Below are 22,433 nucleotides of genomic sequence, written 5' to 3' on the forward strand. Positions count from 1 at the left end.
CAATACAGATAAGAGTATTCTAAATTATCTGTATATGGAGGATGGAACGATGAAAAAATTACGTATGTTATCTGGATTATGTGTAGCAGGAATGTTAATGGTAACGGGGATTGCGGGTTGCTCAAATGAAACGAAAAGTAATGTAAATCAACAAGAGAGTCAGAAAGAACGTGACATGAAAGAAGCGGATAAAGCCGCAATGAACTATGTAAGAGCCTATATTGAAATGGATCGAAAAAAAATGAATGAATTACAATACAAAAAATTTGATTTTGGAGAAGATCGAATTAAACATCCAGGTGCTAGTAAGGGAATGAAGGAGCGATATGACTTATACCGATTTGACTTAAAAGAAGGAGAAAATGAGTATTACTATCGTGTGAAATACTTTGATCCTGTAGAAAATGCACAGATGGGAATGAAATTGAAAGTAGTAAAAGATGAAAAGGACGGGAAATGGAAAAATTACGAATGGAACTGGGATGGTCATAATAGTTTAGATTCTATTGTGGGAAGTATAGAGCCAGTTCATGTTCATAAATGGGGGCAAAAGGAATGAAAAAACTTTTCTCTATTTGTATGATTCTTGTATTCTTTTTACTACCGTTAGGGCCTCATGTGGCCCTAGCGGAAGATACAAAAACAGAAGAAAAACAAGAACAAAAAGGAGCACGAATTTCTGAAAATCTATTTAGTGGGTACACAGACGGGATTTACAAAGATAAGTATTACGAAATTGATACGTACCAGCCGAAAGAAGACGATAAAAACGTGTTTCAAAAAGTTGGTGGATACTTATTTGGTGATGATAGTGTGGGAAAAGACTTACAACGGATATTGTATACAACTTGTCAATGGTTTGCGAATATGGCCTTTCAGTTAAATGTGATTCTGGGCCAATTAACCATCTTTTTAGTCGATCAAGCGTTGAACCTGGATATTGTAGATACGGTTGCAGATAAATTAGGAGCGGCTATGCAAAATATTGCTGGTATTGGAAAAGGCGGCTTTTTATCTTCGGGGTTATTCCCAGCAATTATCGGCATTGCGTGTGTGTTATCCGCTTGTTATGCGGGATATATCTTTTTTATTAAACGCCAACCCTCAAAAGGTTTAAGTGAATTAGTAAAAACAGTATTTGTCATTGCTTTTATTGTTACGTACATCGGGAACGCAAGTACAATTTTAAAGAGTGCGAATACAATTAGTTCTGAAATTAGTGTAACAGTATTGGCGAAAGCAACGGGAACGGTTGCGGGTGATCCAGGACGTTCTAAAGCAGATGCAATTTTTTCAGTGAAAAAGCAGATTTGGGATTTATTGGTTGAACGACCATATTTGTTTCTACAGTATGGGGAAGATTCTAAAGAAAAAATAGGAACTAAAAGAGTAGATGGATTACTAGCGAAAGCACCAGGTAAAGAACGTGATGATCTAGTTAGAAAAGAAGTAACAGATGATGGAAACCAAATGATGGTTATTTCATCGGTGGGAGAGCGTCTTGTATTTACAGTCATGTATTATGTCGTGAATACATTCGCAGGTGTTCCAGTAATTGCGTTTTGTTTACTAATTGTAGCATTCCAATTATGGTTCCTTGTCATGAGTATTATCTCACCAATCGTTATGGCGGTGGCTCTATTGCCAGGACACCGCAGAGTTATTGAAAGCTGGGCTTCACAATGGATTCGCCCATTGGCATTAAAAATATTTATGTCAGTTATGCTTGTTATCATCTTTACGGTGGCAGAATTACTGTATGTATTACCAGAAGCGGGCGTTGCAGGATATGTGTCTACAATGATTTTTCAAATTCTTGTTTTCGTTCTTTGCTACCTGTTTAGAGGAAATATTGTTGCGGCCTTTAGTCGAGCGCGCGGCGTGTATGAAACGGTCACAAATATATCTCTTATGACTGAAAACTTTGTAGATAAAGGAAAAGAGTACGCTGGAAATACAATGTCTTATATTGGAGACAAAATGGGAGCACATTTTAACAGCGCGGCTGAATTAGCGGCGGCAGGCGGCCAGTTAGAAAATGCAGGGACAGACAACGAAAAGACAAAAGCTAACCCGTTAGTGCAAGCGAATATACCGAACGATTTACCAAATAATCAAACGGAACAAGAAAAAGAAGAGAATAAAAAGAAAGGAAAGCTGATTTCCTTACAGGATCGTGATAAAGAAGGGAATTTACCACAGCAGGAAGAGGAAGGAAAAGAACAAACGACACCAGGTGAAGAAGAGGCACCAATGCAACAAGACCTTATCAGCTTAGATAAGGAAGCATTAGAACAAGAAATGGAAGAACAACAAGAAGGAACAGAAGTAGAAGAATCAGAAATGGAAGTTCAACCAGAACTTGTATCTTTAGAAGATGAGGAAATTCCAACAGGAGAGGAAATGCCAGCTGATATAGAGGGATATGAAGAAGTTCAACCAGAAGTGCCAGAACAAGAGGTACCATTAGGAGATATTCCGCCTGATATAGAAGTATACGAAGAGGTACAACCAGAAGTACCAGAACGAGAGGTACCATTAGAAGAGGTTTCAACTGATATGGAGGCATATGAAGAAATCCAAACAGAGGTACCAGAACAAGAAATGCCACTAGAAGAAGTTTCAAGCGATATGGAGGCATATGAAGAGATTCAAACAGAAGTACCAACACAAGAACTTCCATTAGAGGAAGTGTTACCAGATCATGAAACATTTGAAGAAATCCCATCCGATATCCCACAACAAGACATTCCAACAGAAGAAATTCCGATGGATATTTCAAGAGAAGAAATACAGCCAGAACAGGAAACTTCAACACATATTCCACAACAAGAAATCCCAACACCAATTGAAACAGAGGCAAATGATCCTTTAATACCAGATACAATTCGTGCAGATGTAAATGAGGAGGGTGTCATTGTCCCTCATACACCAGAAACAACAAGTGCAGATATTCCAGATGCTATTCCTGCAGAAGTAAATGAGTCTGGGGAGATTGTTGCAAAAAAACCTAATATAGATGTCGAGTCAACTGTACAAGAAATAAATTCTTCTGACTCATTTATCCCAACGGAATCCATTTCCCCTACTGATTTAACACGAGTAAATGAGAAAGAAGTAAGCAAAAATGAACCGATTCAAGGAGAAGCGGAAACAATCGATACACCAGATATACAATATGGAGCTGTAGCCGCGGGAAGTGAAAATTGGATGCCTTCTACTGATCCACAAAACTTAGATAACTTAGATGATTTGGAGCCACAAAAAAAAGATGAGTAGAGTCCTAGACTTTTAGGACTTTACTATTTTTTTACGAAAAAAGGAGCGATATAGCTATGAAACACTGGGGATTAACGTGTATGAAAATGGTGAGTATCAGTATTTTTCTCTGTATTGGGTGTTTAGGGTGGATGAACATAATCATTCTTTTCATACAGAGAGAATGGCCGACAGATTTATTAGGATGGATTGGTTTAGGGTTACTTATCTGGTATACGCTTATTCTTTTAACTCTCCAAATTATCCATAATGAGTTACGTTGCTCTATTGATGACAGGGCCAAACTAGCCTTTTTTATCTGGTTTGTAGGAATCGGTCATTTTGGATTATTAGACTTTATACAAAACCAGCAATCTACTCTTTTAACGTTACTATTTCATGTTTTAGCGATTATACCTATTCTTTTGGCCCTTACATATGGGCTGATTGTTCGAAAGTATTCCAATCAATCTTGATACATGTTGTAAGGGGGGAGGGATGATATGAGACCAGAAATAAAAGAAGTTGTAGATAAAACGGTACAAGAAGAGATTGCACAAGAACAAAAAAAGAAGAAGAAAAAGAAATCCTGGTTACTGACATTTCTTTTTGGGAGTTCTACTTTCACGATAGGATTGTTCGTTTGTATTGGATTTCTTTTATTTATCGTTTTGGGGCAAGGCATTGGCAAAAAAGAAGAGGAAGCACCAGCAACCATCCCAAGTAATGGAATGACGGTTTGTCGGCCAGGTGGAAAAACAGTGGCACCAGAAGAACTACAACCCCACCTGGGCGGCGTTTTTACAGGGAAAGCACAAGCCTTTTTAAATGCAGGAACACAAAACCAAATCGATCCCGTTTTACTAGCGGCCATTGCAAGATTGGAAACGGGTAATGGTACTTCTAATGCAGTAAAGAACTATAACAACCCTGGTGGCCTCATGGACCCTGGTAGTTCACAAATGAAAGGATTCATGAAGTTCGCCACTTTAGATGAAGGAATCAACGCTATGGCACGAAACTTATATAAAAATTATATCGGTATGGGGATTACAACAATAGAAGCAATAGGAGCGAAATATGCACCGCCAGGAGCCGCAAATGATCCGCATGGCACAAATGGTTTATGGCCTGTATTAGTAACAAAGTTTGTGGCGCAAATGGGCGGCCTTACTTTTAATTGTGAAGCGGGAAAGCCAGGCGGCGTTGTAGATACTGGATCAGCAAGCTCACAAGGGTTTATTCGTCCTATCGCTCAAACAACGATTACAAGCCCATTTGGGCCACGCTGGGGCACTATTCATAAAGGTATTGATTATTCTTGCCAAGACGGTGTCACACCAATTGCCGCGTCGAAAGGTGGCGTTGTAGAGTGGGCGAAATTTGGCGCTTCCGGTTCGGGGTTTGGCGGATACGGAAACGTAGTTGTAATCAATCATGGGAATGGATATTGGAGTTTATACGGTCATATGTCGTCCATTACTGTACAGGAAGGTCAAAACATTGGAGTCGGTCAACAGATAGGTGTTTGTGGAAGAACAGGGCAAGTAACAGGGCCACATCTTCACTTTGAGATCAAAACATCTTTGACGTTTGGTCAAGTCGACCCAGCACCTTATTTGCCGAAATAAGCGGAAAGAAAGGGAGGATTAGGGATGAAAAAGGGAATCGTTGGTTTAATCATAGTTGTACTAGTGGGTATCAGTGTATGGTTATGGAATCAAAATCGCACCTTACAGCATAAAGTTGAGCAGACAGAAAAGAAATGGACGGAACAAGTAAAAGAGCTAAAAACAGAGAATCGAGCATTGGAAAAGCGTGTAACAGTTTTAACAGAAAATACCCAAGATAAAGGGCAAGAAGTAGCAAAACAGTTTGTAGAGCTGTTAATACAGAATGATAACAAGCAAAAAGAAAAGCCAGGATTTGAAAAGATCAAAGAAATGATAACAGGGGAAGCACGAAACAAATTATTAAATGCGCCAGAGGATGCACATAACCATATACAAGATGATGGCTCTATGCACATTCAAACGAAAGCAAAGATAACAGATATGTATTACATCAAAACCGCTGATAATAAAGCGGATGTAACAGTTAAATATGATTATCTTGTAACGGTTGATGGAACAGAACAACAAGAAAAACACACTATGAAATTAAATTTAGTATTAGAAGGTGAGAAATGGTTTGTAGAAAATTATGAGTTCCAAATCAATACAGGAATTGAAGGACCATAGAGAAAGGAATGAGGGGAGTTGGTGAATCAAAATGTATTGCATCATATCGGGTATGAAATATTGCAAGAAACGTTTGTATTGATTCGAAATGTATTTTCCTATTCAAGCCAAGATGAATCCAGTGTAACATATGTGCGAGAAATTGCGGATGCCTTGCATAACATCCCACATTCGATTCAGAAACAGCATGATACATTTTTAGAATTCGAGTTCAAACTGTTAGAAGAAACATTAATGCAAATGGATTTTGGAAAGGTTGCCGCGCAAAACATTCCCTATTTTAGAATGTATGCGGCACGTGTACAGCAATTGTTACAGAAGCGCTATAAAGAGGTGTAATCTAGTGGAAATGGGGCGATAAAGAATGATTGTATTGGGAATTGGGCTGTCAGTTTTGCTGATAGCCTTTTTGTTTATCCAGGTGTATCCGTTCCAGGAACAAAAATTAGAACAGAGAAAATATGATGAATATGGAATCTGGATCATTATTTGTACAGGAGTATGTCTCTATGTTTCGCACCATTTTTTACAGGAAAACACATGGCAATGGGGTTTAAAAATCATAGGTGCAACTTTTTTTACAGGTTTTTCAATTGGATGTGTTGGAAAACAAAGTATATATGATTTTCAACACAAAAAGTTTCCATTCCAGAAAAAATGACGCCTCAAATTCGCTTGTAATTAATTTTAAAGGGATTGTTAATACAATTTGGTATCGAATGAGTTTGTGACCCTTATTCAGCCTTTTAAGTAGTTCAAATGAATTTTTAAAGAAAAAGAGGTGTGAAGATGATTCTTTTTAAGGTTATTGCATATATTTTGCTAAGTATAGGAGTTTGTACGCTTGTTTTGGCAGGAATTGCCGCGATTGTAAAGAAACAAATGATAATCGCAAATATAAACCTATTATTGGCCATGTATTATTTTTGTTCGGGAAGTCTTCTGTATTTGTGCACGTTATGGGAAACACAAGATATTTTCCTACAAGCCTTTTTGATTTTAATTGTGGGAATTGCGATCATCCGCTTAAGAAAAAGCTGGTATGTACCGCAAATGCGTACCTATCTTCAAAAACAACAGGAGCAAGCGACAAATAAGAATGATCTGTGAGGAAATCCATGAAAAAAGGAGTGGAGAAATCTTGATACATCAATATGAATTGAACTTTTCAGTGATGTATAGTGGCAAGGTAACAGGCTCACAATCTACAATTATTCCAGCAAGTTCTCTAGAGGAAGCAAATGAAAAATTACAATCGGAAGTAAAACGGCGATTAGGAAAGTGTAGTATAAAAGTGAATGCGGCCAATTTATGTGTTTCAGAAGATAGTCGATATACGATTGAATAAAATAATGAAAAAAGTTCCCTAAAAAGGGAATAGAAGAAGGGAAAATGCAACTTATTCGCGGTATGCATAAACATAGGATGCTGATAGAAGATATTACAAAATTTACAAATTTACGTATAGAAAAAATACGAAACATTTTACAAATATAAATGACTAAAAACACCATTTACAGTATTTGTAGATGGTGTTTTTGTACCTATTATACCGATAGTCTTTTTAGTGTATTTTCAAGTTCATTAGTATTGGCTAAGTATGGAAGAGTTGAAAAATGTTATAAGTGTAATGTTTAAAAGAATGAGTGTAGATTTTGGTAAATATATGTTCTTCCTGACATTAAATTAGGTATAATAGAGATATCTCAATTGACGTGTTTTTTGAGAACTTATAGAGGAAGGGTGAAATTGATTTGGCTAGTAAGTACAACCTGTTTATAAGTCATTCATGGGCTTATAGCAACGAATATGAAGGTTTAATAGAATTGTTAAATAAAGATGAGGATTTTTTATATAAAAATTATTCAGTTCCTAAAAATGATCCGATTCATAATGCAAAGAATGATAAAGAATTACGCGAAGCAATTAAGAGGCAAATGAGTTCGTGTCATGTGGTTATTATTTTAGCAGGAGTATACTCTTCATACAGCAAATGGATTGATGAAGAAATTCAATTGGCTAAAACAGGATTTATCGTTCCTAAAAAAATCATAGCAGTGGAACGCTTCGGCTCTCAAAGGACATCTAAAAAAGTAAAAGACAATGCGGATGTTATTGTAAAATGGAATTCAAAGTCATTAATCAAGGCAATTAAGGGTGAACTGTAAAGGAGGAAGGTAGATATGTATGGTGCGAAAAAAGCACTTATTATAGGTCTGGGTAATTACCCGACAGCTCCTTTAAAAGGAGCGATAAGCGACGCACATAGTGTACATAGTGTACTGCAAAGTAATAGCGATGGTTCTCCTAATTTTGATTGTAAACTTATTACAGACGAATGTAGCAAAGTTGGGTTAAAAGCAGCAATACGTGAGTTGTTTGAAGGTGAAAATGATGTTGCTCTTTTGTATTTCTCTGGTCATGGGGTTGTAACATCTACGGGTGGATATGTGGCTACAACTGATTATCAAACAGATAATGAAGGAGTATCCATGCATGATATTTTAAGTTTCGCAACTGAATCAAAAGCTAAAAATAAAATTATTATATTAGATTGTTGTAATTCGGGGATGTTTGGTATACAGGACAGTAATAAAACAACGGGATTAGCTTCTATTTGTGAAGGAATGACAGTTCTAACAGCTAGTAGGAAAAATGAACCGGCATTAGAAGTTGATGGTTCGAGCGTATTTACATCGTTGTTAGTAGAAGCATTACATGGTGGAGCTTCAGATTTGATGGGGAACATTACACCAAGTAGTGTATATTCTTATATAGATAGAACGTTAGGCGCATGGGATCAACGACCAATATTTAAAACAAACGTGTCTACATTTACATCATTAAGGACAGTTAATCCGCCTATTTCTGTGGAACTCCTTAGAAAACTAAGCGAATATTTTGCTAGTCAAGAAGAGTATTTCTCATTAGATCCATCGTTTGAACCAACAGAAGAACCACGTAATCCTATAAATGAAGAGATTTTTGGAAATCTTCAGAAGCTAGCACGTGTTGGATTGGTAGTACCAGTTGATGCAGAACACATGTATTATGCTGCTGTGAATTCAACAGCTTGCCGTTTAACTGCTATGGGATATCATTATTGGAAGTTGGCAAAAGCACGTAAGATATAAAAGTTGGTATTTAACCTATAATTAAACTAAAAAGAAGCTAGTATACTAGCTTCTTTTTAGTTTAATTATTTTTGTTTTGTTTAGGTGGTTGTGCAGGTGGAGCGGGAGGTCTAGGTGTTAAAGGTTTATCATTTAATCCACCTTTTTTTATAGAACTTTCTTGTAAACTTTTATTTTTTTCCATTATAATTCCTCCTGTACAAAATATTATGCTTTTAAGGGAATTCAATTATTAAATTAGATTTATCTTTAGTGATGTACACTGCTTGCATAGAGTAAAGTTTTTGAGCATCAGAATTTCTGTATACATCTACATCTCGAATGAAAAGTTCATTATTATCGAATGTATCGGAAAAAGCTTCAACCCATCCTTGATACATTAAATCATTTTCTAAATCTCTAATAATTACCCAAACGGATTGTGGTGAATCGAATACATATGACCAAACATCTAATTGACCAAATTTTTTGCTGACCCCTATTTTTTTTGCTAATTTATGCAGAAATTTACGATTAAGTATTGTAGAAATAACAAAGGCTAATAATATCGCCACAAATGTGGCAATTACAACTTCTTTGATATCTATAGATGCTTGTTTGTTGACTAGAGAGTTTAGGAAGCTAACTTTCCATGTAGGGATTAGTCCTTTCATTATAACGAAAAAGTTATTAATAGAAATGAATACATATAATAAAAAATACGATGCTAACCCTAGTATAAAGGAGTGAAGTAGAAACATTTTAAACTCTCTTACCCTATGAGGTGTTAGAGTATCAATGAATAGTAATGAAATAATGCCAGGGAAAAATATAAGTAATAGTCTGATTGTTAACTCTGAAATTTTGTTCAATCCTCCTTTTAGGCTAATTTATAGTATATATTTTTAGATATTTAATTATAACAGAGCTGTATAGTAAGTGGTATGTTTTGTTGTAAAATAGATAATGTAAAGGAGATTTATATGAGATGGATTTTGAAGAACTTTTCTGAAGGAATACAAATTAATATGTTGACATAAGGGCTTAGTTGCGTGTGTATCACTTTTTTATGTACAATGAAAGAAAAACATCATATGAGATGGGGAGAGGAAAACCCATGTCCAACCAACAATTAGTGAATTTACGCATTGATTTTGCTTTTAAACAATTATTTGGCACAAGTGGAAATGAAGATATTTTGATTGCTTTTTTAAACGCGATGTTGCAGGATTCTTTAGAATCACCTATTGTTTCGTTACAATTAGAAGATCCACACTTGCACCGAGAACATGAAGAGGATAAATTATCGATTTTAGATATTTCCGCTACATTAGATACAGGTACAAAGGTAAATGTAGAAATACAGCTGAATAACAATCATGATATGATTAAGAGAAGTTTATATTATTGGGGAAGGCTATATACATCCCAGCTACAAAAGGGAATGCCGTATAGTTCCCTTCATAAAACAATTACGATTAATTTGTTAAATTTCGTTATGTTTCCTGAATACAAGGCATTCCATACAACAGGCATTCTATGGAATCAACAGCAACAAAAGAAGTTAAGTGATGATATTGAAGTTCATATTGTGGAGATTCCAAAGCTGATGCAACAGTGGCGGAATGAACAAGTAAATCCCTGGGAAGATTCGTTTGTTCGTTGGTTATTATTACTTCCAGCGAATGAAGATGAACAATTAACCCAAACATTGGAGGATATTGCGATGAGCCAAGACCCGATTTTACAAAAAGCCATGAATAAATGGGAACGTATGAGTCAAGATTCTTCTTTCCGACAAGCGTATGAAGCGAGGGAGAAAGCGTTGATGGATGAAGCCGCAAAATTTGCTTATGCAGAACAAAAAGGGATTGAAAAGGGCATTGAAAAAGGGAAAATACAGCTTATTCGTGGTATGCACAAAAACGGAATGCCAATAGAAGATATTGCAAAGTTTACAAATTTACGTATAGAAGAAATACGTAACATTTTACAAGCCTAAATGGTTAAAAATAATGAATATCCATTGCCATATAAAAACGGATACGCACTTTTAAAAAGGGTATCCGTTTTTATATGGATGATGGGTATCTCGCGTATATGCATCATACCCCGTAATCATCAGAATAGAAAATTAAAAGAGCGTAATTTTTGCTGATTTTATACATAACGGCTTCTCAGGATTGTGTATACCATTTAGTAAGAGCTTTTATCACTTTTCTTCTTAATCGTGGCTTTAACTTTGCTAAAGCATCTTGTAATTGATCATTTGCCATTAAAAATTGAGTATCTAGCATTAAATAATATGCAGCATCATTTACATATTTATTATGGCGTGTATATTGTTTCCCATAAGTAGTATGATTTTCTCTATTTTGATTCAAAGTTTCAATATTTTTATAACAAGCTTCTTTTTTTATGTCATATATATCTTTAGTTTTAAATGTTAGTTTACCTCTAGGGTGCCTATTTACAAACAAAATTTCATTTTCATATTTTAGACTATTGGGTGTATAAGAGGCTTTAGCATATTTGGTTAATAAAAAATCGGGGTGCATAATAATGTCTTCGACTGGGACTTTAAAACCAACCTTTATCAATTTGTGACCATAAGCTGTATCTAAATTCCTATTAAAGCATTGTCCAGATAGCAAAATATTTGTATCAATTTCGAATGAAAATTCTGGATTATTTAAACCGCCAATGTCTATTTGGCGTAGGACTTGTGCTAATTCGATAGTATTTAAAGAGCGATAAACTCGTATAAATCCCCCCTCTTCTACTAATTCACATACTTTTAGCATGTATTGAACATGATTATAGATATTCTGGATGTCTCTAATCGCTTCATAAAACATGTCATCAGGAATTGAATTTGCTAAGGACAAGGTATCTTCAAAGTATTTATGGCGATAAACATTTTGTCCATATTCAATGGGCATATAGTATGTCTCTTCATATCCTAAACGTCTTTGAATATTAAAGGCGAATTTAATTAAGGATGTTAGATAATATCTAGTAAAATTATACCGTTCATTATCAATGGTAAAAGGTACAATTTCTATATCATTTATTGTGCCACCTTCAATACAAGCACCCACTAAAGGAGAGCGTACCCGATAACGATAGAGGTTTGCCAAATTTGATGAAGTTGTATCATGGAAATAATATGTTTCTTGGTCTTCACAATCTTGAACGTATTTCATAAGCCCTCTCCTTGTATTAAGTGCTTATCTTGGTAATGTGAATTCTTTTTCTTTAGATGGATCTGCAGTCCAACAACTACTAATATTATAGGTTTTGCACATTTTATATGCCTCTTCACTCAGCCATTGTTTGGTTTTAGCGAGATTCTTAGGTCTAACTTTTTCCCCCCTTATTGTGTTGTCTCTCCAGTCATAAAAGTAAATTTTCTCCGGTTCTTCTACATCTTTTCTATAAGGTGCAAAGTCTCTTGGTTTTGGAAGCTGTCTGGGGCTTGTGGTATTTGGAATTTTGCTGTTAATTTCCTCATAAAATTTCTTTGGACTAAAAGGTTGTGAAGGACTTGAAGTTAATCCTAGTGCTTCGCAAATGTCCCCGTATTTGTCCCCTAAATACGGATTAATAATAAATCCTTTTTTGACGGCAACTTCAAAGAAGAGATTTTTATTTCTTACTCCAATAGCAAGTGCATGAGGCGTAGAATCTATTATGTAAATAATACTAAAAACAGCTTTATTAATGGTTATTGAAAATTTCACACGTTGAAGGTCTTGTTCGATCATACTGTTATACAATGGCTCTAGTCCTGTTAATTGCATTTGTAAAGCCCTCCTATAAAATAATGGTCCAATTATAACGTTTAATTATTCGGAATAATATAATTATAAACCATTTGCAAATTAAGGTAAAATAAAAAACAGAAAACAAGTTTTACAAAAGATACAAAATGTTAAACTCATAAGAACTAGCGATATCATGCGATTTTCTATGGTATTACTGTTTTTTTTTCGCTATAAAATAAAAAGAAAAAGATTATCAGTTTAACAAAATATAGTTATTGTTAAAGTAAGTTTTACATATTGTAGCTTACAACAGAGTTTTAGGAGGTCAAGTTTTATGACGAAAGGGGGACGAAAACCTGGGGCAAATGAGCTAATTCGTTCAATAGAAAAAATTGAAGAAATGAAAGATTGGCTGTTGCAAAATTCCTCATATCGAAATTACTTTTTATTTTGGAATTAACACAGGTTTACGCATTAGTGACATTTTACGGTTGTGTGTAAAAGATGTTCGTGGAAAAGATGGCATGAAAATTAAAATGGAAAAAACAGATACAACGGTAGAAGTGTATTTCAATTCAGTCTTACAACAAGAAATTGCGAAATACACAAGCAATCGTGCTGATTCTGATTGGATTTTTCCAAGTCGTCAAGGGGATAAACCCATTACAAGACAAATGGTACATAATTTCTTGTATAAGGCGACCGAGGCTTGCGGTATTGATTCAGAACAATGGGGAACACATAGTATGCGAAAAACGTTTGGATATCACTATTATCAGAGAAAGAAAGATGTGTACTATTTGATGAAACTATTTGGCCATGCGACGCAAGGTCAAACTTTACAATACATTGGTGTCGAAGCTGATGAAATTCGTAAAACAATGGAGGATTTCACTTTATAAGAATCCAAAGGGGGAAACCAGAGTATGAAAGAGGGAAGATTAGAACAGGAAAGTAAATCCCGAAAGTACGAACGTATTTTTATCATCTCATTTCTTACCACGATAGTTCTTATTATTGGAAGTATAGTTGTTGTAGGGCATACAGGTTTTAAATACATAAAGTACTTGGCGGTAGCAATTATAGTCAGTATAAGTATTACTAATGATATACAAAAAAGATATAAGAAATATTCTAATTTAAGCAATAAAGAATAGGGGGGTATAGATGGAATGTGTAGAGTTTGAAATTCTAAAAAGTTATGAATCACCAACAGTTTATTTTTGCGAACATGAGATGAAAAATAGTTGTTTGATTGCAATTCCATCCTGGAATTGGAGTTTCTTAATAGATTACACGATTAATTTTATAGATGAAAAGCCTAGGTTAATGAAAGCATTGGAGAAGTATGTTTCTTATCATCTTGTGGAGAATGTTGCAGATGCATTTTATGACTACGCGTTTAGCCAATTCGATTAAGATTTTCATAAGGGGGAGCATAATGAATTTTAAAGGGGCGGTAAGTAGTATTTTAGTAATGGGATTACTATTTTCGGGATGTTCAGCAATTCAAAATTCAAATCCTGCAAAACAAACAAGTGGAACACAAGATATTGCACAAGTTATAGAGTTTCCATCAAATAAGTATCCGGAAACCGCGGCGCATATTAAAGATGCGATTGCAAGTGGCAAAACAGATATTTGTACAATTGATCGGGGTGGAGCCGCAGAAAGAAGAAAACAATCATTAGCAAATGTTCCAACGAAAAAAGGATATGATCGGGATGAATATCCTATGGACCTTTGTCGTGAAGGCGGAAAAGGTGCTGATATTAGGCATATAAAACCAGCTGATAATCGTGGCGCAGGTGAAAATTGTTGTAAAGTAAATTAGGAAATTGATTGCAATGGATATAATATTAAAGATCCCTAGTTACGGAATTAATTGTAACTAGGGATCTTTAATAAAAGTTTCGATCAACTTAATACATATGGATTTGTTTTTGACGGTTTAACTTTCCTTGCAAATTTAAATATTGAGGTTTTTCTTGTTTCTTCTCATCTATTACTATTTTTGAAACTTTATAATTTATATCGGAAAAAATAGCTATATGTTTGATCCCTTCTTCAAACTTTTGCATAACTTCCTCAACAAGTGATTTATTATAAATCGTAATAGAAACGGAAGGAATTCGCTTTATATTATCTTTATCTGCTTTTTCAACCCAAGGAGAATAAAGTGAAATGCTATGGTATGGGAATGTTTCAGTTGGTTTGTTTATTGATTTAATTCGACCATGAAGGCAAATGGGATGATCTGGAGATGTAGAAAGGTAGTCGAAAGCCTCCCTAAAATTCTCGGTATCATAAAAAAATTTATTCCAATCAATCTTTTTGTTATGAAATTTTAATACTACAAGATTACGTAATTCTCTGTCTTGATCTTCAAGTTGAGTACGTAACTGCATAATTTTTTTCATAGATGCAAGGTAAGAAGAAAGCTTCCCTTTATTTTCATAAACTTTTTGAGGATTCTTTTGTTTGGCACCTGTTGGTACTAAAACATCACTAGCTACAGCGCTGTTTTTCTTTTTGTGTAAAGCGTTTTTAATAACATGTAGTCTAAATTCATACTTTCCATTTTCTAAGCTAGTCATTAAGTCTTCTGCACTTCTTGCAATTACTTTAACTTGATCAGCAGTGTTGAATTGGCAAGTTTCAATATGTTTTTCTTTACCAGCTAAGCGAAGAAATGCTCTTACTTTTATTGTTTTGTCATTATATTTACGTTCGAACTCATCCACAAAACTAAGTTGTTTACGACAATTTTCATCAGTACAGTATAAATCAGTTTGTAAGGCTTCATTTTCTTGAATCTCATCAATCCCGACAATTCTATTTAAAAAGGGATGATAAGCACTAGACATTTTAATTCCCATTTTACACCCTCCTATATAAATTGAATGTTCTTTATTTTATAGTATCAAATATTTCAAGGAAGATAATGGGTTATTTTTAAAAACAGTTATTTTAGGGGTACGGAAACGATTCTGGGTATGAGGGGCCACTCTGGGGTTTAATTACAAATTAAAGAAAGAACTTTATTCAAGTTCTTTTAATCTACGATACAGAGCGGCCTGACTCACACCTGTAATCTGGCAGATTTCCTTAACAGTTTTATTGGTATGCTTCCTTAATTCAATCGCATGATTCATACCTGGGTGCTTGTCTGTATATTTCTTCAATCTTCCTCTATACACTCCTTTTTGTTTCGCTAACTTTATTCCCGCACGTTGTTTCTCCTTAATCATTTCTCGATCTAGTTCACTAAAGGCGGCCATGACGGTTAAAAAGAATTTTCCTGTTGGCGTTCTCGTATCTATTCCTAAATCTTATTGTTGAGATAAGAGAATTCTTTCCTTTATTTTTAAAATGATTTCATCAGGATTAATTTTTTTTGCTGATGGAACTCCTAAGATAAGAGAAGCACCCTCACTTGCATATACTTCTTCTCCATTTTCGTGAGAAACAACAAATAATCCTTGTCCTTCAAATTCAATATATATAATTTCTTTGATTTTTTTTACATTTGTTTGTATAGACCTATAGATTTTATATAAATCTTTACTACGGTTTTCTCCCCCCCATACGTATAGGCTCTTGTTCGTTTGTAAAAATTAATCCCTCTGGGTTGTTTCTATTTAAAATAAACCATAATTTTTCATCTGTAGGCAATAAATATTCAGATAGATTTTTGGAGTCATTATTTATAATGTTTTGTTGTTGTATTTCATAAACATGGAAAAAAATGTGGATATTTCTAAAGTTGAATTAGACGTAAAATTATGATTTTGATGAAGTTGCTTGCCATCTTTTAATAGAGTGCCTTTACTATTTTGATAATCTTTTAGTGCTATCTTTTCAGGTGATTCTTTAGAGTTATCAGTTGCTTGAGCAATTTTATTCATACTTATTAATCCAATACTAAAAAATACAACTAAAATTATAGTTCTCGTTATTTTTTTCATAAACTTATTTCCCTTCTTATTTTCATTTAATATTCTCTACTAATATCTTGAACTGTTTCATTCCACCAAAATCTATCGTTATTTTTAAATGATTCAAAGTTATGTTGATAATGATCTCCATACCAAGGATCCATATAAGTAATATAGTTCATATTATTTATACCTTTAAAATAACCATCTAACACAAGAAAATGACCAATATTCCCTCCATTTTTCCAGTTAATAAGTGTAATTATTGGCTTATTGCTATTAATTTGGCTTCTAAACCCATCATAAGAAAGAGTTCCCCTATTAATTGTTGAAGTTAAACCAAAATAATTAAGACCATTTTGTATTTCTCTAGAAGTAGCTGGATAATTGTATAAGCCACCTTTTACATATCCTACAAATTGCTGTTGTGTAGTTGGTTGCCCCAAATAGTTTAAAACAGATACTGAAGTACCTGCCCAACACCAATTAGACTGCTGTTGTTTAATATTAGGAACATTTAATTTAACAGTTGTTGTAGAATTAGGTGGATTTCCATTTATAAATGCCGAAGCAACATATGCTTTTTTACCGTTTTTAAAAAAATAAAACCAACGATTATCTATACTTCCAGTCCAATAATCCTTTAATCCCTCTCCATATTCCCAACCATTGAAGTAAACGGTTTGATTTCCTTGAAGAACATCTATTATATTTCCAGTTAAATTTTTATTATCGCGCACATTTACTCCGATGGGAGCAGTTACACCTGAAAATTCAACTTCCTCGGCAAACACATCATTGACATTAGAAAAATTCCACAGAGATAAAATAAATGCAACTATAATTAAAATTCTTTGTGCAAGCTTCATCTTCTCACATCCTCATATGGTATGTTTAAAACACTATTAAAACGAAAAATTAAGTTGTTTAACTTTTTAAAATTTCAAGTACACACTACTTTTTTATAACTCATGATGTAATACTCCTTTCATTTTATTTCTATACTATTTTAATTTATTCAAATATCCTTATAATACCTCTTGGAATTCTAATATGTAATAAATATGACACAATTAAAATCTAGTTTTGGAATGCTCTCTAGCTAATAAATAGGATCATAAAATGTGAGAAAGATAGTTAAACATGGCTGTTATAAGAAAATAGTAGATAGAAAAGGAATCAATCAATAATAAATCATAAAAATACCCCTAGAGAAATTTGCAGGCATTTTTTATAGATGAAGTATTCAAAATCATCCCTTCAACTCATTTTTTAGAAACATCCTTACGCCCTTTAATTTTAATATTCTGAATTCATTTTGGGAATAGACAATACTTTATAGATATGAATATGTAATTATTCATATCTATATAAATACTTTGAAAGTAATTGTATATTTAATTTTGTAATTATATTTTTTATTTTACTTATATTGAAGGGGGAAAATGTATGAAAAAAACTGTTATTACATTGCTTGCTGCAGGAACAATGTTAGGTGCGCCTTTTTCAACTGCATTTGCAGAAGAACAAGCATCCCAAAAAGAAGTAATGGATAAAATGGAAGTGCAACAAAAGAATTGGAATGAGGAACAAGGAAGTCCATCATTTCTTTCAGGTGAATTATCTGATAAAAAGGTAGAAACTCAAAAAGCAGTGAAAGAGTTTCTTGAAGAAAATAAAGAACTATTTAAGGTAAATCCACAAACGGATCTGACACTGAAAGAAGTGAAATCGGATGATTTAGGTATGAAACATTATGTTTATACAAGGTCTGTAAATAAGGTGCCTGTTGATGGTGCACAATTCATTGTTCATACAGATAAAGAGGGCAAGGTAAAAACAGTAAATGGAGATGTTCATCCGGCTGCTGCAGAAAGTTTAAAAGGTGATACAGAAGCAAAGATTACAAAAGAAACAGCGCTTTCAAATGCTTGGAAACATATTAAACTTACAAAAAATGATACATTAGTAAAAGTAGATGGAAACACATTAGACCAGGTAAAAGAAAACTTAGATTCTACAAATGAAAAAGCGGACTTAGTTGTATATGAAAAAGACGGAAAGTATTATCTAACGTTTAAAGTGCAACTGCAATTTATTAAACCTTATGGAGCTAACTGGCAAATTTATGTGAATGCAGAAGATGGATCAATCATAGATTCATATAATGCAGTTACAGACGCAGATAGCGCTCAAAAAGGATATGGATATGGAGTATTAGGGGATCGAAAAGAACTGAATACAACATTTGATAGTGTACAGAAAAAATACTATTTAAAAGACACAACAAAGCCTATGAATGGAGGCTATATTGAAACATTTACGGTAAATCATAGTGATGCAGATTATCCAGTTAACTATCGTCTACTGGATAATGATAATGCTTGGATAAATAAAGATCAAGGACCTGCGGTCGATGCTCATTATAATGCTGGAAAAGTCTATGACTACTATAAAAATATTCACAATCGTAACAGTTTTGATGGAAAAGGAAAAACAATTCGCTCTGGTGTAAATTATGGAGTAAATGTAAATAATGCATTTTGGAATGGGCAGCAAATGGTTTATGGAGATGGTGATGGGCGCATATTCTCTCCACTTTCAGGTTCCCTTGATGTTGTTGCGCATGAATTAACTCACGCTGTGACACAGTATTCAGCTGATCTTCGTTATGTAAATCAATCAGGTGCATTAAATGAATCTTTCTCTGATGTATTTGGATATTTTGTTGATCCAACAAATTGGGATTTAGGAGAAGCTGTATATACGCCTGGTATTTCTGGAGATGCACTTCGCAGTTTATCAAATCCTGAAAAATATGGCCAACCTTCTCATATGAGGGATTATCAATACCTTCCTGCAACTGAAGAAGGCGATAACGGTGGGGTACATATTAATAGTGGTATTCCGAATAAGGCTGCATATCTGACAATCAATGCTATTGGTAAAGAGAAAGCAGAAAAGATCTATTATCGCGCGTTAACAACATATTTAACACCAACAAGTGATTTTAAACAAGCTCGTACAGCTTTATTACAATCCGCAGCTGATTATGATGGCTATGGTAGTGCAACCTATAAAGCAGTAGAAAATGCTTGGAATCAAGTGGGCGTAAAGTAAATTAAAATTCGTTTATAATATTTTTATGTTTTTAACATTTAAATCATAAAAGGACCTATGTCTTGTTAATACAAGTAGGTCCTTTTATTGTATTAATTATATTTATTAAATGTTATAATATGTGTAAACGATAAATGGAGGTTATTATGAATCTTTCATCAAGTGTAAGCAATCAGGTACTAGATCAAACAATGATTTTGGTTGGACTGGAATCCAATTTAGCAATGATAGAATTTAACTTAGATACAGAGGTAATTTGGGTAAATGATCATTTTGCACAAGCTTTAGGTTATACAATCAGTGAAATGAAGAACATGGTACATAAACAATTTTGTCCCCATAGTTTTATAAATAGTAGAGAATATAATCAGTTATGGGAGAATTTAAAAAAGGGAATTAAGTTTCAAAAGAAAATTCAAAGAGTTGGTAAAAAAGGCGATTTAATTTGGTTTGAGGCTACCTATATTCCAATTAAAAATGAACAAGGGGTAGTAGATGCTGTACTAAAAATTGCAACGGATATTACAAATCGTGAAAATCAAACAAGAGAAGTTGTTTCACATTTAAAGAATTTATCTATAGATTTAGGAAGTAAAGTCGACATTAATTCTAAGGAAAATATGAAAGCTCTACAATCTTTAAAAGAACAGATTAACTTAGTAAGTGAAATTGCTCAAATGATTAAGGAAATTTCTTCCCAAACTAATATTTTATCTTTAAATGCAGCAATTGAAGCGGCAAGAGTAGGAGAACATGGACGTGGATTTGCAGTAGTAGCAGAAGAGGTAAGAAGATTGGCAAGTAATGTTGATGGTGCAATAAAAAAAATAAATTTAAATGTAGAGAGTATCACAAATGGTGTAACCATTGTTAGGAATGTGACTGAAAAATTACAAAGAGAAGTGATTAATAATCAAATTGAAATTAGTAATACTATGGAAAAGTTCGAAAATATTGTGGGGTGAATATAAGCATAAAGAACTATCTTTTGAAGTTAAGCTATAAATTATACATAAAAAAGAAAGGCATGTCTTACATGCCTTTCAAGTGATTACTATTTTCTAAAGTTTTAATAATTATGTTTAATAGTAAACTCGCTCTAATCGGATACGTAAATATTAAAATAGTAGGGATACCGCCCTAAATCCATTAACACTATTTTATGGTTTTCGTTTCTATTCACTTATAGTTTGGCTGTTACTGAATCCTACCTGATTAGAATTTTGCTTATATCCAAGGTTGCCTCGTGTGAAAATAAGGATAAGCAAAGCAATAAAGCCCAACCCTATCACTACAAGGGGTACCGCCAGCATTTCGGAAAAAAACCACGCTAAGAGAATTTATCTAAAAAAGAGCCGAAATTTACCCCGTTAAGAGTAAATTGGCTCTTTAATATGTAGAGGGTGCATAGAAAACTTAGAGGGTTATTAATTCTGTGTTTATTCGAGTTTTCGTTGATTAATTGCTCGATAAAGAGAACCTTGTGATACACCAGTTCCTTCTACAATTTCTTTAATAGAGTATTCTTTACTGTCATACATGCGTAATGCAATTGAGAGTTTTTCTTTTTCTAATTTGGGTCTACCTAATTTTTTTCCACGTTTCTTACTTGCTTCTAATCCTTCTTTCACTCGTTCTGCAATCAAATTTCTTTCTAATTCTGCAATGACACACATCATTTGCAACATAGCCTTACCTGTAGGCGTTCCTGTATCCATATTCTCTTTCAATGATACAAATTGAACTCCTATTTCTTCGAACTGTTGGATAATACTTAGGATATCTAATGTTTTCCGTCCTAAACGTGAGATACTTTCAACTACAACAGTATCTCCTTTTCTTATCACATCAAACAAATTTATAAGACCTTGTCTTTTTCGAATTGTTCCAGTGAATTTTTCTTGAATGACTTTTTCACATCCATATTCAGTAAGTGAATGGATTTGCCGATCTAAATTTTGATCAATCGTAGATACGCGTGCATAACCAATAATCATTTGCTTCCTCCTGTACAATCATATATTTTCATTGTACCGAAGGTTCATTTATTGTAAAGGTATTTGGTAATACTTTTGGTAACTATTTTTTGTAACTCGAAAACCCTTATAAATATAGAAATAGAAGCAAGGGGAGAAATGTTACAAAAATATTGGTTTTTGGTAAGAGTTCTTTTAATGGATTTTTTATAAAATACAAATGAGATTAACCTTGATTAATAATAAATAAATAAATAAATCTTTGAAAATCCAAAGAATATTTTCAATTATTTTAGAAAAGACTGTTTTTTTATAATTTATAGTATGTACAAGCCCTACATTGAATAAATTTTTTAAAGAGAAAGGAGGTATATAATGTCAGATGAGAATGAAGAAGAGTATTCAAACGAATTAGCCCAAGCTGATTTCATATCTGCTGCAGCGTTTGATCCTAGTCTTGTAGGCCCTACATTGCCGCCAACTCCACCATTTACACTACCGACCGGTCCGACCGGAGCTACTGGTTCTACTGGAGCCACCGGTTCTACGGGAGTTACAGGTCCTACCGGAGCCACTGGTCCTACGGGAACCACTGGTTCTACGGGAGCCACTGGTTCTACGGGAGTTACAGGTCCTACCGGAGCTACTGGTCCTACGGGAGCCACCGGTTCTACGGGAGTTACAGGTCCTACCGGAGCCACTGGTCCTACGGGAACCACTGGTTCTACGGGAGTTACAGGTCCTACGGGAGCCACTGGTTCTACGGGAGTTACAGGTCCTACCGGAGCTACTGGTCCTACGGGAACCACCGGTTCTACGGGAGTTACAGGTCCTACCGGAGCCACTGGTCCTACGGGAACCACTGGTTCTACGGGAGTTACAGGTCCTACCGGAGCCACTGGTTCTACGGGAGTTACAGGTCCTACCGGAGCTACTGGTCCTACGGGAGCCACCGGTTCTACGGGAGTTACAGGTCCTACCGGAGCCACTGGTCCTACGGGAACCACTGGTTCTACGGGAG

27 protein-coding genes and 5 pseudogenes are annotated in these 22,433 nt (G+C 34.4%); 22 read left to right on the forward strand and 10 right to left on the reverse strand.

Features of this window, described 5'->3' with window-relative positions; translation table 11 throughout:
* Positions 1 to 49: 49 nt before the first annotated feature.
* The 12 genes and pseudogenes from KVT31_RS26760 to KVT31_RS26810 all read left to right on the forward strand — a co-directional run bounded on the left by KVT31_RS26760 (position 50) and on the right by KVT31_RS26810 (position 8,632).
* Positions 50 to 559, forward strand: coding sequence for a hypothetical protein (locus KVT31_RS26760; RefSeq protein WP_061678410.1), 510 nt, complete (start codon positions 50 to 52; stop codon positions 557 to 559).
* The gene (locus KVT31_RS26765; RefSeq protein ID WP_086717773.1) at positions 556 to 3,279 is read left to right on the forward strand and encodes a CD3337/EF1877 family mobilome membrane protein; all 2,724 of its coding nucleotides are present in this window, start codon (positions 556 to 558) and stop codon (positions 3,277 to 3,279) included. Before KVT31_RS26760 ends, KVT31_RS26765 begins: the two co-directional genes overlap by 4 nt.
* A gap of 56 nt (positions 3,280 to 3,335) precedes the next feature.
* Complete coding sequence (locus KVT31_RS26770) at positions 3,336 to 3,734, forward strand: hypothetical protein (RefSeq protein WP_000683510.1); 399 nt, start codon at positions 3,336 to 3,338, stop codon at positions 3,732 to 3,734.
* 27 nt (positions 3,735 to 3,761) lie between these two features.
* Positions 3,762 to 4,889, forward strand: a complete 1,128-nt coding sequence (locus tag KVT31_RS26775) for a peptidoglycan DD-metalloendopeptidase family protein (RefSeq protein ID WP_061678412.1) — start codon at positions 3,762 to 3,764, stop codon at positions 4,887 to 4,889.
* 24 nt (positions 4,890 to 4,913) lie between these two features.
* Positions 4,914 to 5,498, forward strand: a complete 585-nt coding sequence (locus tag KVT31_RS26780) for a hypothetical protein (RefSeq protein ID WP_086717774.1) — start codon at positions 4,914 to 4,916, stop codon at positions 5,496 to 5,498.
* An 18-nt stretch (positions 5,499 to 5,516) separates the two neighbouring features.
* On the forward strand, positions 5,517 to 5,837 hold the full coding sequence (locus KVT31_RS26785; RefSeq protein WP_000248033.1) for a hypothetical protein: 321 nt from the start codon (positions 5,517 to 5,519) through the stop codon (positions 5,835 to 5,837).
* 25 nt (positions 5,838 to 5,862) lie between these two features.
* The gene (locus KVT31_RS26790) at positions 5,863 to 6,159 is read left to right on the forward strand and encodes a hypothetical protein (protein WP_000636253.1); all 297 of its coding nucleotides are present in this window, start codon (positions 5,863 to 5,865) and stop codon (positions 6,157 to 6,159) included.
* Between the two features lie 128 nt (positions 6,160 to 6,287).
* The gene (locus tag KVT31_RS26795; protein WP_000600086.1) at positions 6,288 to 6,608 is read left to right on the forward strand and encodes a hypothetical protein; all 321 of its coding nucleotides are present in this window, start codon (positions 6,288 to 6,290) and stop codon (positions 6,606 to 6,608) included.
* A gap of 31 nt (positions 6,609 to 6,639) precedes the next feature.
* Entirely contained in the window at positions 6,640 to 6,846 is a 207-nt protein-coding gene (locus KVT31_RS26800; protein ID WP_012580580.1) for a hypothetical protein, read from the forward strand.
* 20 nt (positions 6,847 to 6,866) lie between these two features.
* A pseudogene (locus KVT31_RS30445) lies at positions 6,867 to 6,995 on the forward strand (Rpn family recombination-promoting nuclease/putative transposase); the annotation flags it as partial.
* 257 nt (positions 6,996 to 7,252) lie between these two features.
* Positions 7,253 to 7,666, forward strand: a complete 414-nt coding sequence (locus KVT31_RS26805) for a TIR domain-containing protein (RefSeq protein WP_000157351.1) — start codon at positions 7,253 to 7,255, stop codon at positions 7,664 to 7,666.
* Between the two features lie 15 nt (positions 7,667 to 7,681).
* Positions 7,682 to 8,632 (forward strand): caspase family protein, encoded by a 951-nt coding sequence (locus KVT31_RS26810; protein ID WP_000274130.1) that lies wholly within the window; start codon positions 7,682 to 7,684, stop codon positions 8,630 to 8,632.
* A 61-nt stretch (positions 8,633 to 8,693) separates the two neighbouring features.
* Here the strand turns inward: KVT31_RS26810 and KVT31_RS30655 are convergent, their stop codons facing one another.
* On the reverse strand, positions 8,694 to 8,816 hold the full coding sequence (locus KVT31_RS30655) for a hypothetical protein (protein ID WP_012580577.1): 123 nt from the start codon (positions 8,814 to 8,816) through the stop codon (positions 8,694 to 8,696).
* A gap of 31 nt (positions 8,817 to 8,847) precedes the next feature.
* Complete coding sequence (locus KVT31_RS26815) at positions 8,848 to 9,483, reverse strand: DUF6338 family protein (RefSeq protein ID WP_001033845.1); 636 nt, start codon at positions 9,481 to 9,483, stop codon at positions 8,848 to 8,850.
* Positions 9,484 to 9,728: 245 nt separating this feature from the next.
* On the opposite strand from KVT31_RS26815, the gene KVT31_RS26820 reads away from it, so the two are divergent.
* The gene (locus tag KVT31_RS26820; protein ID WP_000070879.1) at positions 9,729 to 10,613 is read left to right on the forward strand and encodes an Rpn family recombination-promoting nuclease/putative transposase; all 885 of its coding nucleotides are present in this window, start codon (positions 9,729 to 9,731) and stop codon (positions 10,611 to 10,613) included.
* Positions 10,614 to 10,788: 175 nt separating this feature from the next.
* Here KVT31_RS26820 and KVT31_RS26825 read toward each other — a convergent pair whose 3' ends face one another.
* Entirely contained in the window at positions 10,789 to 11,817 is a 1,029-nt protein-coding gene (locus KVT31_RS26825) for a hypothetical protein (protein ID WP_000878402.1), read from the reverse strand.
* A gap of 24 nt (positions 11,818 to 11,841) precedes the next feature.
* Complete coding sequence (locus tag KVT31_RS26830; protein WP_001177549.1) at positions 11,842 to 12,414, reverse strand: DUF6037 family protein; 573 nt, start codon at positions 12,412 to 12,414, stop codon at positions 11,842 to 11,844.
* A 298-nt stretch (positions 12,415 to 12,712) separates the two neighbouring features.
* On the opposite strand from KVT31_RS26830, the gene KVT31_RS30450 reads away from it, so the two are divergent.
* The 5 genes from KVT31_RS30450 to KVT31_RS26850 are packed head-to-tail and all read left to right on the forward strand — an operon-like array spanning position 12,713 to position 14,212.
* Complete coding sequence (locus tag KVT31_RS30450) at positions 12,713 to 12,838, forward strand: hypothetical protein (protein WP_000160190.1); 126 nt, start codon at positions 12,713 to 12,715, stop codon at positions 12,836 to 12,838.
* 31 nt (positions 12,839 to 12,869) lie between these two features.
* Positions 12,870 to 13,280 (forward strand): tyrosine-type recombinase/integrase, encoded by a 411-nt coding sequence (locus KVT31_RS26835; RefSeq protein WP_002028802.1) that lies wholly within the window; start codon positions 12,870 to 12,872, stop codon positions 13,278 to 13,280.
* 24 nt (positions 13,281 to 13,304) lie between these two features.
* Positions 13,305 to 13,535 (forward strand): hypothetical protein, encoded by a 231-nt coding sequence (locus KVT31_RS26840; protein ID WP_000658017.1) that lies wholly within the window; start codon positions 13,305 to 13,307, stop codon positions 13,533 to 13,535.
* 10 nt (positions 13,536 to 13,545) lie between these two features.
* Positions 13,546 to 13,797 (forward strand): YueH family protein, encoded by a 252-nt coding sequence (locus KVT31_RS26845; RefSeq protein WP_000389052.1) that lies wholly within the window; start codon positions 13,546 to 13,548, stop codon positions 13,795 to 13,797.
* A gap of 22 nt (positions 13,798 to 13,819) precedes the next feature.
* Entirely contained in the window at positions 13,820 to 14,212 is a 393-nt protein-coding gene (locus KVT31_RS26850; protein ID WP_061678415.1) for a NucA/NucB deoxyribonuclease domain-containing protein, read from the forward strand.
* Positions 14,213 to 14,300: 88 nt separating this feature from the next.
* On the opposite strand, the gene KVT31_RS26855 is transcribed toward KVT31_RS26850, so the two are convergent.
* The 4 genes and pseudogenes from KVT31_RS26855 to KVT31_RS26870 all read right to left on the reverse strand — a co-directional run bounded on the left by KVT31_RS26855 (position 14,301) and on the right by KVT31_RS26870 (position 17,185).
* Complete coding sequence (locus KVT31_RS26855) at positions 14,301 to 15,257, reverse strand: hypothetical protein (protein WP_000511678.1); 957 nt, start codon at positions 15,255 to 15,257, stop codon at positions 14,301 to 14,303.
* 162 nt (positions 15,258 to 15,419) lie between these two features.
* Positions 15,420 to 15,710: pseudogene (locus KVT31_RS26860) on the reverse strand (recombinase family protein); the annotation flags it as partial.
* Positions 15,711 to 16,346, reverse strand: a pseudogene (locus KVT31_RS31050) (hypothetical protein).
* 26 nt (positions 16,347 to 16,372) lie between these two features.
* Positions 16,373 to 17,185, reverse strand: a complete 813-nt coding sequence (locus tag KVT31_RS26870) for a papain-like cysteine protease family protein (RefSeq protein ID WP_061678416.1) — start codon at positions 17,183 to 17,185, stop codon at positions 16,373 to 16,375.
* 580 nt (positions 17,186 to 17,765) lie between these two features.
* Here KVT31_RS26870 and KVT31_RS26875 point away from each other — a divergent pair.
* From KVT31_RS26875 to KVT31_RS31060, 3 genes and pseudogenes are all read left to right on the forward strand, one after another.
* Positions 17,766 to 19,436 (forward strand): M4 family metallopeptidase, encoded by a 1,671-nt coding sequence (locus KVT31_RS26875; RefSeq protein ID WP_000754399.1) that lies wholly within the window; start codon positions 17,766 to 17,768, stop codon positions 19,434 to 19,436.
* 224 nt (positions 19,437 to 19,660) lie between these two features.
* Positions 19,661 to 19,975: pseudogene (locus KVT31_RS31055) on the forward strand (PAS domain-containing protein); the annotation flags it as partial.
* Between the two features lie 129 nt (positions 19,976 to 20,104).
* On the forward strand, positions 20,105 to 20,401 hold the full coding sequence (locus tag KVT31_RS31060) for a methyl-accepting chemotaxis protein (RefSeq protein ID WP_372684182.1): 297 nt from the start codon (positions 20,105 to 20,107) through the stop codon (positions 20,399 to 20,401).
* Positions 20,402 to 20,611: 210 nt separating this feature from the next.
* Here KVT31_RS31060 and KVT31_RS26885 read toward each other — a convergent pair.
* Positions 20,612 to 20,731: pseudogene (locus KVT31_RS26885) on the reverse strand (CPBP family intramembrane glutamic endopeptidase); the annotation flags it as partial.
* A gap of 144 nt (positions 20,732 to 20,875) precedes the next feature.
* Positions 20,876 to 21,433 carry a recombinase family protein gene (locus KVT31_RS26890; protein ID WP_000583545.1) on the reverse strand — a complete coding sequence of 186 codons (558 nt, stop codon included), beginning with the start codon at positions 21,431 to 21,433 and terminating at the stop codon, positions 20,876 to 20,878.
* A gap of 354 nt (positions 21,434 to 21,787) precedes the next feature.
* On the opposite strand from KVT31_RS26890, the gene KVT31_RS31065 reads away from it, so the two are divergent.
* The coding region (locus tag KVT31_RS31065) for an exosporium leader peptide-containing protein (protein ID WP_217613663.1) at positions 21,788 to 22,433 on the forward strand (646 nt) is incomplete at its 3' end.

The sequence above is a fragment of the Bacillus sp. GbtcB14 genome, assembly GCF_019091205.1.
Classification (GTDB): domain Bacteria; phylum Bacillota; class Bacilli; order Bacillales; family Bacillaceae_G; genus Bacillus_A; species Bacillus_A cereus_AG.

Excerpts from the sequence above, each read along its gene's own strand:
- KVT31_RS26760 (WP_061678410.1), top strand. The coding sequence starts at position 50 with ATGAAAAAATTACGTATGTTATCTGGATTATGTGTAGCAGGAATGTTA.
- KVT31_RS26830 (WP_001177549.1), bottom strand. The coding sequence starts at position 12,414 with ATGCAATTAACAGGACTAGAGCCATTGTATAACAGTATGATCGAACAA.
- KVT31_RS26790 (WP_000636253.1), top strand. The coding sequence starts at position 5,863 with ATGATTGTATTGGGAATTGGGCTGTCAGTTTTGCTGATAGCCTTTTTG.
- KVT31_RS26855 (WP_000511678.1), bottom strand. The coding sequence starts at position 15,257 with ATGGGAATTAAAATGTCTAGTGCTTATCATCCCTTTTTAAATAGAATT.
- KVT31_RS26775 (WP_061678412.1), top strand. The coding sequence starts at position 3,762 with ATGAGACCAGAAATAAAAGAAGTTGTAGATAAAACGGTACAAGAAGAG.
- KVT31_RS26820 (WP_000070879.1), top strand. The coding sequence starts at position 9,729 with ATGTCCAACCAACAATTAGTGAATTTACGCATTGATTTTGCTTTTAAA.
- KVT31_RS26825 (WP_000878402.1), bottom strand. The coding sequence starts at position 11,817 with ATGAAATACGTTCAAGATTGTGAAGACCAAGAAACATATTATTTCCAT.
- KVT31_RS26780 (WP_086717774.1), top strand. The coding sequence starts at position 4,914 with ATGAAAAAGGGAATCGTTGGTTTAATCATAGTTGTACTAGTGGGTATC.
- KVT31_RS26875 (WP_000754399.1), top strand. The coding sequence starts at position 17,766 with ATGAAAAAAACTGTTATTACATTGCTTGCTGCAGGAACAATGTTAGGT.
- KVT31_RS26770 (WP_000683510.1), top strand. The coding sequence starts at position 3,336 with ATGAAACACTGGGGATTAACGTGTATGAAAATGGTGAGTATCAGTATT.
- KVT31_RS26810 (WP_000274130.1), top strand. The coding sequence starts at position 7,682 with ATGTATGGTGCGAAAAAAGCACTTATTATAGGTCTGGGTAATTACCCG.
- KVT31_RS30450 (WP_000160190.1), top strand. The coding sequence starts at position 12,713 with ATGACGAAAGGGGGACGAAAACCTGGGGCAAATGAGCTAATTCGTTCA.
- KVT31_RS26890 (WP_000583545.1), bottom strand. The coding sequence starts at position 21,433 with ATGATTATTGGTTATGCACGCGTATCTACGATTGATCAAAATTTAGAT.
- KVT31_RS26845 (WP_000389052.1), top strand. The coding sequence starts at position 13,546 with ATGGAATGTGTAGAGTTTGAAATTCTAAAAAGTTATGAATCACCAACA.
- KVT31_RS30655 (WP_012580577.1), bottom strand. The coding sequence starts at position 8,816 with ATGGAAAAAAATAAAAGTTTACAAGAAAGTTCTATAAAAAAAGGTGGA.
- KVT31_RS26850 (WP_061678415.1), top strand. The coding sequence starts at position 13,820 with ATGAATTTTAAAGGGGCGGTAAGTAGTATTTTAGTAATGGGATTACTA.
- KVT31_RS26795 (WP_000600086.1), top strand. The coding sequence starts at position 6,288 with ATGATTCTTTTTAAGGTTATTGCATATATTTTGCTAAGTATAGGAGTT.
- KVT31_RS26765 (WP_086717773.1), top strand. The coding sequence starts at position 556 with ATGAAAAAACTTTTCTCTATTTGTATGATTCTTGTATTCTTTTTACTA.
- KVT31_RS26840 (WP_000658017.1), top strand. The coding sequence starts at position 13,305 with ATGAAAGAGGGAAGATTAGAACAGGAAAGTAAATCCCGAAAGTACGAA.
- KVT31_RS26870 (WP_061678416.1), bottom strand. The coding sequence starts at position 17,185 with ATGAAGCTTGCACAAAGAATTTTAATTATAGTTGCATTTATTTTATCT.